Source organism: Marivita cryptomonadis, assembly GCF_002115725.1.
GTDB lineage: Bacteria > Pseudomonadota > Alphaproteobacteria > Rhodobacterales > Rhodobacteraceae > Marivita > Marivita cryptomonadis.
The window spans coordinates 1-15,451 of the sequence record NZ_JFKD01000021.1 but is presented as its reverse complement, the minus strand read 5'-3'; the positions used below and the strand labels follow the sequence as shown (position 1 = coordinate 15,451).

The 15,451-nt window shown below is 59.2% G+C and carries 12 protein-coding genes; 7 read left to right on the top strand and 5 right to left on the bottom strand.

Annotated elements, in window-relative coordinates:
* Nucleotides 1–461 precede the first annotated feature (461 nt).
* Both MCRY_RS23550 and MCRY_RS23545 read right to left on the bottom strand, forming a co-directional pair.
* Entirely contained in the window at nt 462–1,148 is a 687-nt protein-coding gene (locus MCRY_RS23550) for an ISAs1 family transposase (RefSeq protein WP_425320138.1), read from the bottom strand.
* The gene (locus tag MCRY_RS23545; protein WP_280523441.1) at nt 1,129–1,560 is read right to left on the bottom strand and encodes an ISAs1 family transposase; all 432 of its coding nucleotides are present in this window, start codon (nt 1,558–1,560) and stop codon (nt 1,129–1,131) included. Before MCRY_RS23545 ends, MCRY_RS23550 begins: the two co-directional genes overlap by 20 nt.
* Before the next feature lie 310 nt (nt 1,561–1,870).
* Between MCRY_RS23545 and MCRY_RS22645 the strand changes: the two genes are divergently transcribed.
* The 5 genes from MCRY_RS22645 (at nt 1,871) to MCRY_RS18565 (ending at nt 10,163) form a co-directional block, all read left to right on the top strand.
* Nucleotides 1,871–2,203: a hypothetical protein gene (locus tag MCRY_RS22645; RefSeq protein ID WP_139834121.1), complete on the top strand. Its 333-nt coding sequence runs from the start codon at nt 1,871–1,873 to the stop codon at nt 2,201–2,203.
* A 373-nt stretch (nt 2,204–2,576) separates the two neighbouring features.
* Nucleotides 2,577–5,348 carry an Ig-like domain-containing protein gene (locus MCRY_RS18580; protein WP_176234525.1) on the top strand — a complete coding sequence of 924 codons (2,772 nt, stop codon included), beginning with the start codon at nt 2,577–2,579 and terminating at the stop codon, nt 5,346–5,348.
* Between the two features lie 103 nt (nt 5,349–5,451).
* The gene (locus tag MCRY_RS18575; protein WP_085632658.1) at nt 5,452–6,762 is read left to right on the top strand and encodes a TolC family protein; all 1,311 of its coding nucleotides are present in this window, start codon (nt 5,452–5,454) and stop codon (nt 6,760–6,762) included.
* Between the two features lie 56 nt (nt 6,763–6,818).
* The gene (locus MCRY_RS18570; RefSeq protein WP_085632742.1) at nt 6,819–8,978 is read left to right on the top strand and encodes a type I secretion system permease/ATPase; all 2,160 of its coding nucleotides are present in this window, start codon (nt 6,819–6,821) and stop codon (nt 8,976–8,978) included.
* A 3-nt stretch (nt 8,979–8,981) separates the two neighbouring features.
* On the top strand, nt 8,982–10,163 hold the full coding sequence (locus MCRY_RS18565) for a beta-barrel domain-containing protein (RefSeq protein WP_085632656.1): 1,182 nt from the start codon (nt 8,982–8,984) through the stop codon (nt 10,161–10,163).
* Between the two features lie 135 nt (nt 10,164–10,298).
* Here the strand turns inward: MCRY_RS18565 and MCRY_RS18560 are convergent, their stop codons facing one another.
* Nucleotides 10,299–11,645: an IS5 family transposase gene (locus tag MCRY_RS18560; RefSeq protein WP_085632740.1), complete on the bottom strand. Its 1,347-nt coding sequence runs from the start codon at nt 11,643–11,645 to the stop codon at nt 10,299–10,301.
* A 121-nt stretch (nt 11,646–11,766) separates the two neighbouring features.
* Here MCRY_RS18560 and MCRY_RS18555 point away from each other — a divergent pair, with 121 nt between their 5' ends.
* Nucleotides 11,767–13,119, top strand: coding sequence for an IS1380 family transposase (locus tag MCRY_RS18555; RefSeq protein WP_085632654.1), 1,353 nt, complete (start codon nt 11,767–11,769; stop codon nt 13,117–13,119).
* Nucleotides 13,120–13,372: 253 nt separating this feature from the next.
* On the opposite strand, the gene MCRY_RS18550 is transcribed toward MCRY_RS18555, so the two are convergent.
* Entirely contained in the window at nt 13,373–13,546 is a 174-nt protein-coding gene (locus MCRY_RS18550) for a hypothetical protein (RefSeq protein ID WP_217808242.1), read from the bottom strand.
* 470 nt (nt 13,547–14,016) lie between these two features.
* On the opposite strand from MCRY_RS18550, the gene MCRY_RS18540 reads away from it, so the two are divergent.
* Complete coding sequence (locus MCRY_RS18540) at nt 14,017–14,727, top strand: IS6 family transposase (protein ID WP_085632650.1); 711 nt, start codon at nt 14,017–14,019, stop codon at nt 14,725–14,727.
* Nucleotides 14,728–14,746: 19 nt separating this feature from the next.
* Here the strand turns inward: MCRY_RS18540 and MCRY_RS18535 are convergent.
* The coding region (locus MCRY_RS18535) for a M24 family metallopeptidase (RefSeq protein ID WP_244897935.1) at nt 14,747–15,451 on the bottom strand (705 nt) is incomplete at its 5' end.

Sequence of the window (15,451 nt, the reverse complement as noted above, 5' to 3'; positions counted from 1 at the left end):
CGCACAATGCATCCCATTCATCGACCAACTTAAGGGGGGGTGTCATGTCTTTGCTCAACGTTATACAAAATTTCCTGCTTTGTCGACTTCATTAATCTTGATTACAAAATCTTACATCGCGGCTGAGTTGAGGCTTTCTGGCGAGCCGCTTACACCCCACGATTGCCAAGTGAGCTAACTGGTTTGGTGATCTTTCCTCCGCGCTCGTCCTCCACAGCGGCGACCGAAATCATCGCCGTGTGGACGTCCAGTCAGAAGAACATCCCTTGCTGCTTACGATCTATCTTGCTTTCGGTAGGCTTGGCAGCGGCCATTTCGGCGCAATCCTGGCATGGATTATGCCGCGGGAGTGAACACCGAATCAATTATGCCCTTCGGCGATCATGAGTGCTAGGGGCGCAAACATTTACCACTTAAATTAAGTGAAGTCGCGTAGAGTGGCAGGGCAATCGCTTTTGGCGCTAAGCCTCTGCTATGTTTGTAAGAATGGATCGCAGGAAGGCGTCGTCCCAGCCGGCGCGCTTGAGCTTGATCGAGAGCGATGACTTCGACTTGTCCTGACGGACGACATCGAGGGCGCGCCGCCGAAGCACGGCGATGTTGCCCGGGGCGTTATCCTTGCGGTTGCGTGCGGCATCTTCCCGGAAGGAGACGTCGAGCTGCCAATGCAGGGCGTTTTCGATCAGCCAGTGATACCGGACCGTGGCGAGAAGGATGTCAGGCGTAGGCATCCACGACAGCGCAAAATAGCGCGTCTCAGAAGTTACCTTTCCATCTACTTCGCGACTGGCGTCGATCCGTCCAAACGCCTTCAATCCTGGGAATTCATGGTATTCGCCCAATGCCTTGGCCGATACGATGGTCGCCTTTCGGACCTCCTTGCGCCCGTGATTTTTTTCTTCGGTCATCGCCTGCTGCCGAGGATCGATCACGCCGCTGAAGCAACCGCGCGCATCGGACAAAAGCGACTCCTGGTTGCCCTTCAGGGCGAGACACCAATCGCCACCACCCGCGTTGATCGCCTCAACCGTACGGCGATTGCAGTGCAGAGCATCGGCGGTCACCACCTTCCCCTTCAGCGCGATCAGGCCGAGCGCTTCGATCGCGGCCTCCAGTTCCGAGCCCCGATCAAGCCGGTACGCTGGCAAGCGTCAGGCGCAGCCGCGCCGCATAAGCCGAGACCATCATCCGCGTCCGAGCACTCTCTCCCGCATCGCGGGCCCCACGCAGGGCCTTACCGTCGATGGCAATCACATCACCGTCCTTGAGCAACGCCGCAACGTTGGCAAGAACCTTTCCAAAGGCCGCGTCCAACGCCTTGGGGTCGATCATGCGGAAGACATCCGAGAAGGTGTCATGTGATGGGATTGCATGCTTCAGCTTCAGGAAGTCCCTGAAAATATGCTCTTTTGCGCGACCAAACGCTGCCATCTCTGCACAGGAGCTCGCTCCGCAAAGGACCGAGACGAAGGCGATCACTAGCAATTCGGCAAGGTCATGGCGCGCGTTGCTGGCGCGTTGATCAAGGACGTCTTCGAAGGCGGACAGAAAAATCTGCATCGGCAAAAGGGCTCCGTAAGGTTGCCCTACACCACAGAATCCAACCTCGGCTCAGACGCAAGCCCCCTCACGCGGCCTGACGGCTCCAAAAGTGATTCCCCTGCCCTGTAGTGAACAGCAAAAAAAATGTAGACATATGTAATTTATTTTGTATCCTTTCTCTTGATTAAGTTTCGGAAGGTGGTGAAATATGCACTATTGAATGTGATAATCCAGCCTTCAACAGAGGGTGGTCACTGCCGTTACAGCTTTCGTCTCAGCAATCGTGTGCCGCTTTTGAGGGCTGAAACCTAGATCGTAACCGCAGAGAATGTCAGCTATTGTGGCTATCGGCTTTCAGGTTTTAACAACAGCAACAACAGTGCCTACGCTGTTTATTGTCGAGCATGGTGGATTGACCCAATTAGGTGCTGCCCGCTGGCGTACCGCACATAAATCTTTGAAGTACAGTTATGCGTTGTATGAATTTGCTGGCGACTGCTTTGAGCTTTATCAATTCAACAGGCGCTTCAATGTAACTTGGGATATTAAGGAAATAAATAAAGTTCTCCAAATGCATTTGTTTTGGTTTTTCCCTCAACCAGATAACTGTTGTTGGCAAAAAGTTTGGCGCCTGAATACAGTTTTGGAGAGCAAGATCTAGAAGAGGCAATCGAATGCAGAAAGTAATAAAATTTGTATTTCGCACACGTGATGGAGACATTCGACTCGACATAGTTGATACGGGCGCCATTCATAATTCTCTTTATGCACAAGATATTGATTCAATTTCGTTTAACGTGAACAAGGCTGATATTCAGAGATATGAAAAACTAGGCGATGATTTAAAGATTGTCTTGTCTGATGGACGGTCAATCGTTCTCGAAGATTATTTTGCCTCTGACGAAATGATTCACCTCTACCTGAGCTCAGACGGTGAGCTGACGGAAGTAGTGTTCGCTGTTGGCGATGGTGAGGCACTTTTTGCTGAGTATGCAGAGGTAGCGTCTTGGGGTAAGTGGAGCCCCCAGGATGAATTGATTTTTTTAGATCGCGCTGACGTCGTTGCTCCGGATTATGGGGCTGCCGGAGGAGATGATGGCAGTTCTAATCTGCTCAGCGGACTACTGGCTGGAGGCGCGGCGCTTGCCGCGGGAGCGGTTTTCTCGAAGGGCAGCGGAGATGATGCCGTAATCAGCGCGCCAACTGTCAATGACGGTGCTTACGTCATCGGTGGTGATGACCTTACCGAAGCCGATCGACTTATTCTGGTTGATGGCACAGCGAATCCTGACGATGTAGTAGTCATTATTATCGGCGATCGGACTTTAGGCACGGTCACAGATGCGGAAGGAAATTGGCGCGTTGTATTTGACGGTGTGAATTTTCCGGACGATGGAGACTACAGAGCAGAAGTGACGGTTAGTGGCCTTGCCGGCGAAGTTCATCTCACCGGCCCGTCCGTTACTATCGATACGACACCTCCCCCCGTGGCAATCACTAGCGGCACTACATCGAGCGGCGACATCATTACTGTGTCCGAGTTCGATGGAGGCGTGACCGTAACAGGCACGACCGAAGTTGGCGCGTCAGTTGTTCTGATCGCGGGTGGCGTGAGCCATGTGGCTGAGGTGGACGCGCAGGGCAACTGGAGCGTGACGCTAACCAGTTCGACCTTCGAGCGCGGTGAGTATGTCGAAGCGATCCGCGTCATCGCGACCGACAGTTTCAACAACTCCACCACCATCAACGACGGCGTCGAGATCGACACCGTGTCGGGTGTCACGATCAACACCACAACCATCGAAACCGATGGCATCATCAACGCCGAAGAGCGCAGCGATGGTGTTCAGATCACTGGCACCACCGATGTGGGTTCGTCTGTTGTGGTCGAGATGAACGGCTATACCCGGACCGCCGTGGTCGATGCGCAGGGCAACTGGACGGTGACCTTCATCGCCACGGAAATTCCGGTGGGCGAACAGAACCTGACAATCAACGCAACCTCAACCGACGAAGTGGGCAACACCAGCAGCGCGACCGGGCAGGTCGTGTTGGACACATGGGTGCGCAACTTTGACATCACCAGCCAGGCGGGCGGTGCAGATGGCATCGTGAACGCGCAAGAGGCCATGCAGGGCATGGTGGTGACCGGCACAACAGAGCCGGGCGCGTCGGTGTCCGTGACGCTGGGCGGTGTGTCGCGCAGCGCCAGCGTCGATGCACAGGGCAATTGGACGGTGACGTTTACGGCCAACGAACTGCCCAGCGGCGAACAGACAGCAACCCTGACGGCAAGCTCGACCGATCTGGCGGGCAATACGGCAACGGAAACACGCAGCGTGATCTTCGACACGGATGCGGGCCTGCTGACGATCAGCCCCGCGCCGATCGAAACCGACGATGTCATCAACCATGTCGAAGCGTCCGATGGCGTTGTGATCACCGGTACTTCGACGCCGTTCGCAATGGTCGATGTCACTCTGGACGGAGTCAGCAAAACCGTACAGACCGACGGATCCGGCATCTGGCGCGCCAATTATGCGGCGGGCGAAATTCGCCCCGGCGAATACGAAGCGCAGATCACTGCCTATACCGTTGACGCGGCAGGCAACGAACTGACGCGGTCCGACACCGTGATGGTCGACACTCTGGTCCGCAACTTTGCGGTCAGTGCAAACCCGGTCACAGCAGACAACATCGTCAACGATGCGGAACAAGGCCAGGGTGTGACGCTGAGCGGCACAACAGAACCCGGCGCAACCGTGGCTGTGGTTGTCGAAGGCGTGAGCCGTATGGCCACCGTCGATGCCGCGGGCAACTGGACCGCGCGTTTCTCGGGTCTTGATCTGCCGGATGGCACCTACACCACCACTGCTCAGATCAGCACCGAAGACCGTGCAGGCAACACCGCGACCACTACCAAGACCTTCCAGGTCGATACGGAGGTTGTCCCGCTCACCTCGAACAGCCGACCAGGCGGCGCCGATGGCATTGTCAGCGAGGCCGAGGCAGCACAGGGCTTTACCCTCACAGGTCAGGTCGAGCAGGGTTCAACCGTTGAAGTGACCATCGGTGGACAGCGCCTGAGCGCGCAGGTCAGCGGCGGCACATGGTCCGTGGCGGTTCCCGCCAGCGTGATCCCGATGTCTGATGGCGAGAACGTGTCGATCCAGATCGCGGCAACCGACCGCGCGGGCAACACCAAGTCGATCACCGAAACCATGGTGGTGGACAACGTGGCCCCCGATGCGCCCGACATGACGGCGATCACATGGGATCAAAGCCAGGCACCGCGCGGGATCATTCTCGAAACCACGGACAACGATGTGTCCATCGTGCGGGTCGGTGCAGGCGGCGTCCAAACCGTTGGCTTTAACGATCAGGACAACAGCTTTACTGGCGAGACCAGCTACACCTTCAACAACGTGGTGCCGGATGGATCGCACCTCGTGGTCACTGCAACCGACAGCGCAGGCAACAGCACAGGCACCTACGTGGTGCTGGGCGACCCGGATGTCAGCCGCAGCAACGTGAGTCTCGCCAGCAATATCGGTGGGCGCGAGATCGACGTGATCGACCTCGAATTCACCGAAGAGGCGACGCTGACGATCACCGAAGCGCAGATCGTAGCGATGACCGGCGAAGACAACACCGTGCGTGTTCTAGGCAACTCGGACGAAACCGTGCGCATCACCGGAGCCACCCGCACCGGATCGCGGTTTGAGAATGGTCAAAACTACGACGTCTACGAACTGGGCGATGCCACGGTTCTGATCGACGACGATATCAACAACGTCACAATCTGAGCAAAAGGATAGACTGTTCGGGCCATCAAGCGATGGCCCGGGCCCCGAAACAAAAAAGCCAAAGGCGGGGGGCTCGATCGAGATGAGGCAGAATACAAGGGTCATGGCAGGGGCAGTCCTCGCGGTAACGGCTCTTTCGGGGTGTATGCAGGATATGGGCGACGGGGCCGTGTCACGGTTTCTTTCCGCGCAGCCGGACCTGCGCACAGATGTGACAGGCGAGACCAAGACGGCCGCTCCCAAAGCGGTCACGATGCAAGAGGCTTCCCCGATCATCGCAGAACTGGCCGCGCGGCAAAGCGTTCTGACGCCTGGAAGCCCCTATGCCGAGGTTGCTGCGGGTGTGCTGGCTGCCGATGCGCGCGTGGCCGAAGCGGAACTGCATGTGGCGCAGTTGCGCGCCGAAGCGGCGTCCAAGAACTGGTGGCCGACGATTTCCCCGCGTATCACTTTGACCTCTCTGAGCGATGTGGCGGCCGATCTGGTGATCAACCAGGTCCTCTTCGATAACGGCCGCAAGGCAGCCGAGCGCGACATTGCCAAGGCGGATGTGGAAATGGCCGCTGTTGCCCTGTCGGAAAGCAGCAACAAACGTGTTTATGACGGGTTGGTGCTGTATCTTCAGGCCGAAGAAGGCCGTGCGGCGGCAGATCTTTACGGTCAGGCGCTCAAGGACATGGGCCATTTCGAATGGGTCATGAACGAACGTGTTCAGGGCGGCGTGTCGGATTTTTCCGATCTCAACGTGCTGAAACAGAAACTGGCCGATCTGCGCGCCCGGGATGCAGCGGCGCGCGAAAAAACGACCCGCGCGGTGGCTGAACTGAACGCGATGTCGGCGGTCTCTCTGTCCGGTCAGCGCGGCTTGCGCGGCATGGGCAGCACCCCTTCGGATCAGTCGCTTAACGTCCTGCGCGCCAAGGTGGAACGCGACCGGCAGCTGGCGCAGGCCAAGATCGCCCGCGCTGGGCATCTGCCCGGTCTGTCAGCGGGAGGAAGCGTGCGCAATGGCGGCGAAGGACTGGCCCTGAGCGTAAACACAGAACAGATGCTGGGCATTGGCACAGGCGCGTCCTTGCAAGCTACCGAGGCCACCAAGATCACCGCAGATCGCAAGGTGACCGAGGCCGAGGATATCTCGCGTCGGTCCATCGAAGCCGATCAGCGCAGTATCGCCGCGCTGAAGCGGCAGGCGGCCGAGGCCGAAGGGCTGACCGCGCAGGCCAAAACCAATCTCGACCTGTTCCAGCGCCAATACGATGCGGGCACGCGTCAGGTGATGGACGTGGTCAGCGTCTACGAGACCTTCCTGCGGGCGCTGGAAAAACAACTCGACCTGAAGTTTCAGGCCGCACGTGCCGAACTGGACGCCGCCAAGCGGCTGGGCGTTCTTGCCGATGGAGCAAAGATTTGAGCGGCGTCAGTAACATCACCCTGCTGTCGGGGCGCGCCAAAAACGCTGTTCTGCGCATGGTCCCGCAGGGGATCAAACCAGCCAACGAACCCAAACGCGCACCGCGCTATTCCGATCGCGTCCGCGCCCGGACGGAACTGATCCGCACCTACGCGGGCCGTCTGGGCCTGACGACGGTGGCGTCCGACATCACCGAGGCCATCAGCCTGCATCAGGACCAGAACGGTCTTGTGGGCGAAGCGGCGCTGATCGCAGGCGCCAAGGCCGCCGGCCTGCTGGCGCAGGGGCTGCATGTGCCGCGCCCGACGCCGAACCACTGGCCCGCGATTGCGCTGATGACCAACGGGCAGGCAGTGCTGGTGCTCAAGCAGGACCGCATGACCCTGTCGATCTGGGATCCGTCTGCCAAGGACAAGACCGAGCGCGTCGATGTGGCCGAGTTCGCGCCTTTCTACAGCGGTGTTCTCGTGCGGGGCGAAGCGCCTGTGCAGACGCTTGTCGACACCCATACGGATGATGGACGCAAGAGCCATTGGTTCTGGGGCAGTTTCAGCAACTACACCCGCCAATTCGGCGAAGTCGCTGTCGGGTCTTTCGTCGCCAATATTCTCGCGCTGTCGGTCGCGCTGTTTTCGTTGCAGGTCTATGACCGTGTGATCCCGCACCAATCCTCGGCCACGCTTTGGGTGCTGGCCATCGGTGCCGCAATGGCGCTGATGCTGGAGGCGTTTCTCAAGGTCGCGCGGTCCACGCTGTTGGACGGAGCCGGGCGGCAGATCGAAACCGGTGTGCAGCAGACGCTCCTGAACCGCTTGCTGGGCATGCGGTCGGATGCGGCGGGTCGGTCTCCCTCGCAGCTTTTTGCATCGATGCGAGAGTTTTCCTCGGTGCGCGAATTTTTCACCGCCTCTACCGTTGGCGCGCTGGCGGACATCCCGTTCATCGTGCTCTTCCTGCTGATGGTCTGGTTCATCGCGGGAAGCGTCGTCTGGGTGCTGGTCGCCGGTGCCGTTCTGATGGTGATCCCGGGCTTCTTTTTGCAGAAGAAGATGATCCGCATCACCCGTGAAATGCAGGGCGCGTCGACCAAGCAATCCCGTTTGCTGAACGAGACCGTGACCGAACTTGACACGATCAAGACCCAGCGCGCCGAAGACCGCTTTGCCCGCCAGTGGGAAGAGCTGACCTCGGTGCAGGCGCTGAAATCCTCCGAGCAACGCCGCCTTGCCGCCGCGCTGACCTTCTGGAGCCAGGGCGTGCAGCAGGCCACTTATGTGGGTGCGGTGATCGCGGGCACCTACCTCGTCTTTGCCGGAGAGTTCACCGTCGGGTCGATCATCGCCGTGGGCATCCTGACCTCGCGCACGCTGGCCCCGCTGACGCAGCTGTCGGGCATCATGGCGCGCTGGGGCAACGTCAAGGCGGCACTGGATGCGCTGGACGGGATTGCAGGGCTGCCGCAGGACCGGGCCGAGAACCGCAAGTACCTGCGCCGCGAAAAGCTGGAAGGCCGGTTCGAACTGCGCGAAGTGACGTTCCGCTATGATCCGGAAATGCCCTCGGTGCTCGACATTCCCAGCCTCGTGATCCAGCCCGGCCAGACATTGGCCATCCTTGGCACCAACGGGTCGGGCAAGTCCACGCTGCTCAAGATGCTGGCTGGTCTTTACGCGCCCACCTCCGGGTCGATCCTGATTGACGGCACCGACATGAACCAGATCGACATGCGCGATATCCGCCGGTCGTTAGGGTATCTCGGGCAGGATGTTCGGCTGTTCCACGGCACGCTGCGTGACAACCTGAACCTCAACATGATGGAGCGTGACGATGACCGCCTGTTCGAGGCGCTTGATTTCGCTGGGCTGGGTCAATTCGTAAAAGGCCACCCGCAGGGTCTGGACCTGCCCATTCGGGACGGCGGCGAAGGCCTGTCCGTCGGGCAGCGCCAGTCGATCGGCTGGGCGCGGCTGTGGCTGCAGGACCCCGATGTGTGCCTGCTGGACGAACCGACAGCGGCGCTCGACCAGACGTTGGAAAAGACGCTGATTTCCCGGCTGGAGACATGGCTGGCGGACCGGACGGCGATTGTCGCCACCCACCGCGTGCCGATCCTTGCCCTTGCCGACCGGACCAGCGTGCTGGCGTCGGGGCGGCTGGTGGTCGATGGCCCGCGCGATCAGGTGCTCAACCACCTGCGCACGGCACAGGAGGCATAAGCGATGGCTGTCAGCACGACCGATCTCAACGCCCAGCTTGGCCGCCGCCTGCGCGGACCGTCGATGGTGATCTGGCTGTCGGGCGCGGCGGTGTGGCTGTTCATCGTCTGGGCCGCCTATGCCTGGATCGACGAGATCGTGCGTGCCGACGGTGAGTTTATCTCGACCTCGCGGCCGCAGATCATCCAGAACCTCGAAGGCGGTATTCTGGCCGAACTGCTGGTCAAGGAAGGCGACGAGGTGATGCGCGGCGACGTGCTGGCCCGGCTTTACGGAACGCAGTTTCGGTCGTCCGTGGACGATCTCGAAGATCAGATCACCGCGCTGGACATCCGCCGCTTGCGGATCGAGGCCGAGATGGCCGGTCTGGTGCAGTTTGAAATCCCGTGGGAACTGCGCCAGCGCAGCCCCGAAATGGCCGCCTCGGAACAGGCGCTTCTGGCCGCGCGGCAGCTGGATTTCAACTCTCGCTATGACGGCGCGCGCCGTGTGCTGGAGCAGGCGACGCAGGAAAAGAACCTGATGGAGAACCTTCTGGAAAAGAAGGTGGTCGCGCTGATCGAAGTGACCCGTGCCCGCAAGGCGCATGCGGATGCGCAGATCAAGATGGACGAGATCATCACGCACACCGAATTGACCCGTGCACAGGAATATTCCGAGACGCTCAAGGAACTGGCGACATTGCGTCAGAATTTGCGGTCCTCGCAGGACCAGTTGAACCGAACGGTTCTGGTGAGCCCAATGCACGGGGTCGTCAACAAGCTGGGTGTGACGACGATCGGCGGCGTCGTGCGCCCGGGCGAAGAGATCCTGCAGATCATCCCTCTGGGTGAGGAGCTCTATGTCGAGGCCAAGGTCGCGCCCGAGAACATCGCGGGCATCCGCCCCGGTCAGGAAGCAACGATCAAACTCTCGGCTTATGACTTTACCATCTACGGATCGCTGAAGGGCCGGGTCGACGTGATCTCTGCGGACACGTTCAAAGACGAACGCCGCCCCGATGCGCCGGCCCATTACAAGGTGACGGTGCGGGTCGACAAGACATCGCTCACCGACCGCCAGCGGCAGTTGGAAATCCGCCCTGGCATGCAGGCCACGGTCGAACTGCACACCGGCGAGAAGACGGTGCTGCAATACCTTCTGAAGCCGCTCTACAAGACCCGCGAGGCGCTGCGCGAACCTTGATCAATACAGTTTGCAGACTGAGATGCCACAAAATCTGGCCAACCTGCAGAGTCAAACTGCAAGATTCTCCAATTTACTCCATACACACTCCAAATAGTCGACCTTGAACAAGGCAATTTAGGCCATGATGGGTGTTTATCGCGGTTGATTGCGGGCAGTATTGGCTGCCGTAATTTGGATTGTGTTGAGCATTGCGGCGAGCAAGGAGACAAAAAGAGACCTGAGATATCTCAGGATCTTGCGTAGATTGTGACCGCACCCAAACAGGACGGCAAAGATTGCATCACCGTTCAGTCCCTTGAGGGGGCATCGGGCCAGACGGCCGTCGCTTTTCATGTGTCCGATCTCAGGCTCGATGGCACTTCGTCGTCGGAGCAGCGTGTTCAGTGCAGGCGTCAGTCCGCGTTTGGACCCTGCGATCAGCACCTGGGTCTTTTCCACGTCATGTCCACGATAGCCGCGATCAACAACCGCGAGGCTGGGACACTGGTCGGTCAGGATTTGCACCTGCTCCAAGGCCTCCGTCAATGTGTGCCCATCGTAAGGATTGCCCGGCATAGCACGCATGCCGACCACGAAGCCTTCCTCAATCGTCGTGGCGATGCTGACCTTGGTGCCGAACTCATATCGGACCCGGGCTTTGCCTTTGGAGATACAGTCGACGTCAGGCTCATGCAGGGCATAAATCTTACCACTCCCTGTTGTGGGCTGGTGCAGCAGGCGCGAGGTCAGAGCCAAGGCATCAAGTACGGCTTCGCGAATGGCGCCCGCCGGGATGAAATCGATCTGGCGACGCAGATCACGCATCACCCGACCCGTATATCCCTTCAGGGTTTTCAATGCCTTGCGCATCCTTTTGAACTGCCGCGCATGCGCATACCGTCCAATCTGCCTGGCCAGACGCGGTGCCTTTCGTGCATAGGTTCGGCGTAGGGTGATCCCTGCCTCTTTGGCCAGAGCCACGATCTTGGCCCGAGCTCTCTCATAGAGCCGCGCATCGGTCGGATAGGCGATGTTCTTCTCCATGACTGTGGTGTCGGCGGACACCTGAGAAAGGCTCTCGTCCTTCACGGCGCCAGTGGCACGTCCCGCTTCAATCGTCTTTGTGAGAAGCCACTCAGCGCCCTCATCCCCGATCCTGTCGCGCCAGCGGCACAAGGACGACGGATGGATCGGAGGACTGTGCTGGAAAAACGTCACACCGGTGAAGTGCTGGAAATACGGGTTCTCCACCCAGCGGTCGATCACAGCCTCATCGGACAGGCCATGCAGATGCTGCAAGTACATCAGCCCGGCCACCAGACGCGGGGGTGTGGCTGGCCGACCGGTCGTCGATGGGAAGAACCCCGCCCACTCCCGATCGAAGAACTCCCAATCGATCAGTGCGGCGAGCTTCACCAGTTCGTGGCGCATGTCGATCAGGTCAACGAGGCGCGGGCGAAGAAGATCATCTTGTTCGGGTGGGCGATTGCGGTGCTTCATGGCCAAACCAAATTGCAGGGTTTTCAACCCACATTCCCCAAGCAACTCGCTGATTTTGCTGTCGTGATTTTGTTAATTCCTATATAAATCATGGAGCTAGATGCTGTGAGGGGCTTGTTTCATGGATCACCCAGAGGGTGCGGGCTCACAGCAGGCAGATCGGGTCGATTTCGACCGGCGTGTGCGGCTGGAATTTCGCGGCACGCAGCTCAGTTCCGACGGTGGTCTTCTGGTGATGCGCGAGTTGGATGACGCGCTCGGTCTGTCCGATCTGGCGGCAACAGCATTGCGCGACACCCGACGCGGCAAGAAAACGGTCCATCGGCTTGACGGCCTTTTCCGGCAGTCGGTGTTCGGGCGACTGGCTGGGTATGAGGATGTGAACGACGCCGACCAGCTGGCCCTCGATCCGGTCATGCGTCAGGTCGTTGGTGGTCGGGCCGTCGACGTGCAAGCGGCATCCGCCTCGCAAATGGGACGGTTCGAGACCGAGACACTGGCTTTGCCCGAGAACCGGGCGGCGCTGGCCGACCTGAACGGGCAATGGATCGACCGGTTTCATGACCGCAACGGGCTGAAGTACATCGTGTTGGACATGGACAGCTCGGTCAGCCCGACCCATGGTGACCAGGAGGGGGCGGCCTGGAACGGGCATTTCGACTGCACCTGCTACCACCCCAACTTTCTGTTCAACCAGTTCGGCATGCTGGAGCGCTGCGCCCTGCGCAACGGCAACGTCCACAGCGCCGATGGCTGGCGCGACGTTCTCGATCCTGTCATCGCCCGGTATGCCGAGCGTGACATCATGCGGTTCTTCCGGGCGGATGCCGCCTATGCAATGCCCGCGATCTACGAACGTCTGGAAGAAGCGAAGTACTTCTACGCCATCCGGTTGCCTGCCAACAATGTCCTGCGTGAGAAGATCGCTCATCGACTGACCCGACCCGTTGGGCGACCTTCGCAGACCAAGGTCAAGCGCTTCTACGAAGACTTCGAGTATCATGCGGCGTCTTGGGACAAGCCGCGCCGGGTGATCGCCAAGATCGAATGGCATCCGGGCGAGCTGTTCCCGCGCGTGGGTTTCATCGTCACCAACCTGCCGATGGAACCAGACTGGGTGGTGCGCTTCTACAACCAGCGCGGCACGGCCGAGCAGCACATCAAGGAAGGCAAATACGCTTTTCGTTGGACGCGGCTGTCATGCCGGAAGTTCCGCGACAACGAGGTGCGGCTGCAACTCCACGCGCTGGCCTACAACCTGGCAACCTTCCTGCGCTGCATCGAACTGCCCGAGGCCATGGCCGATTGGTCCCTCACCAGCCTGCAACTGAAGCTGATCAAGATCGGCGCCCGCGTCGTCCGTCACGCCCGCGCCATCACCTTCCAGCTGGCCGAGGTGGCCGTCACCGGCCCGATGGTGCGCGCCATCCTTGCCGCCATCCGCCGATTGCGAGCGCCACCGCTATGCGCGTGACCGCTATGCGCGTGACCGCGATCCAAGCCAAAACTGAACGAAAGCGGCAGGACAAGTCTGCCCGATGCGCTGAAAAACGTCGCCGCCGGGCCGGGATGCTGCGGGTTTGCGGGCCAATTCGCCCAACTTCGGACGTGCGCGCGACCACAGACGCCGCTCGGGGCGGAAAACGCTTGATCAGGTGGCGCAGTCAGGCGATCTTCACGTCAGAAGGCAGGCCACTTGGGGAATGTCGGGTAAAGAAAGGCGGTATTTAGTATTCTGAATAAGACTTCTCTTCTACAAGGTCAGAGCCAAGCAGCATGTTGATATTTTTCTTTATCCGTGCCCGCTCATCGTTTGTCTGATAGACACTTCTTGCGAGTTCGATAAACGTCTCCCCAAAATCTTTCTTCTTCTCCTTATCGCGAATCGCATCCTCAATCATCCAAAGTTTTTGATTTATTTCCCTTCAATGCAATAATACAAAACCCTGCAGCGCGGTGGGACCCAAATCTCCACTATATAAAGTACTTTCAATGCTTTGAGAGTTGTTCAAGCCAGACTACGTAACCACACTACGCGACTCTGATCCTCAATTGCTTCTTGATGGCTAATTTCCTACCGAAGAATGGTATGCCCTCAATTGTTCTGAGGCGGCGTCGCAACTCGTCGAAACCGGTCCTGAACCACGACTTTGAACAGTACCCGTGCTTTTTGCGGGCGGGGTATTTTGTGCCCATGAGCTTGGACGCCGTGTGACAGGCCATAGCGAGGACGATTGCGGAAATGCCGATCAGAAGGCTCAACCTTTTGGAGAGTTTTATCCTTGTGTCCTCGAGATTCAGCCCCTTTGTCTTGCAGTCAGCGAGGCATTGCCAACTTGTCGTTGGCTGCTGTGGGGCTTAGCTGGTTGTCATGAAAATACCAGCTGAGATGCCGCGCCTGAAAGGCTTCCGCTTTCCGCGCGAGATTGTCGCCTACGCCGTCTGGGCCTACCATCGGTTCGCGATGAGCACGGCGGATGTAGAGGATCTGCTGGCGGAGCGAGGCGTGATTGTTAGCCGGGAAGCCGTTCGCAAATGGGTAAACCGGTTTGGTCGGCATTTCGCACATTGCATCAAGCGCGACCGGCCCGCTGCGGCAGACAAGTGGCACCTCGATGAAGTCGTCGTGCCGATTAATGGCGTGAAGATGTGGTTGTGGCGAGCCGTGGATGCGCGCGGAGATGTGCTCGACATTTTGGTTCAGCCCAGGCGAAACGCAAAAGCGGCGAGGCGCTTCTTACGGCGACTGATCGCCCGTTTTGGCCAGCCCCGCGTGATCATCACGGACAAGTTGCGCAGCTATATCAAACCGGTCCGGCAACTGGCCGCGGACGCCGAGCACCGCGCCCACAAAGGGCTCAATAACCGGATCGAGGGCTCGCACCGACCAACGCGGAAGCGAGAGAAGCTCATGGGCAGGTTCAAGTCGCCAAGGCAGGCGCAGCGTTTCCTGTCCGCCCATGACCATATCAATACGATATTCAAATCTCGCCGCTATCGTCTTTCCGCCACCTCATACCGCCACGCCAGAGCCGATGCCTTTGATCTGTGGCAAAGTTATGTCCTCGAAATGACCACGTGATCGGAGCCGAATGGGGCACTTACGGGCAGCGACGAATAAGTTGGCGATCCCAGCGGAGGAAATTGGTCATGCCGCAAAAGCACAGGAACACCGGTTCGCCGTGGCGCATGATCCGCGTAGTGGCGCGGTGGTGGGTTTTGGTGATCGTGTCGCCCGAGGCCATGATCTGCAAAAAATGCGTATTCGGCGACATATCGGCGTCGTCATAGTGAGCGGCCAGCAGTTCGGCGGCCTTGCGCGTTCCGGCCTGCGACGTGGCGAGCGCCACCTCATATTCGGGCACACCATCGCCAATCGCCGCGCGCCCGGCGGCCATCATCGCATTGGCGACCTGACCGGCATGGCGGGCCAGTTGCAGTTGGTCAGGCGTCTTGATCATGCGCATCTCGGCCAGCAGGGGCGTCACCGTTTCGATCCGCCCCTCATCGACCTGAGACCCGACAAAAGGCCGCACCAACGGTGGCATGTGATCCGGCTCAATCCCAACTCGCGCCGCGCCGCGCAGTGCATCCGGCAATTCAGCGCGCCATTCTGACCCCATGCCGTCGTTCCATGCGCAAACCCTGTCGACCCGGGCGTTTGCAAGGGCCGTGTTGAGGTCGATAGTGGGCGTGATCAGAAGGCTCTCGCCTTCGCGCTGAACGACGAGTATGGTAGGGCGGCCAAATTCCATATGCAGATAGTCGTAATAGCCGGTCAGATAATAGACATTGTCGTCGTCGGC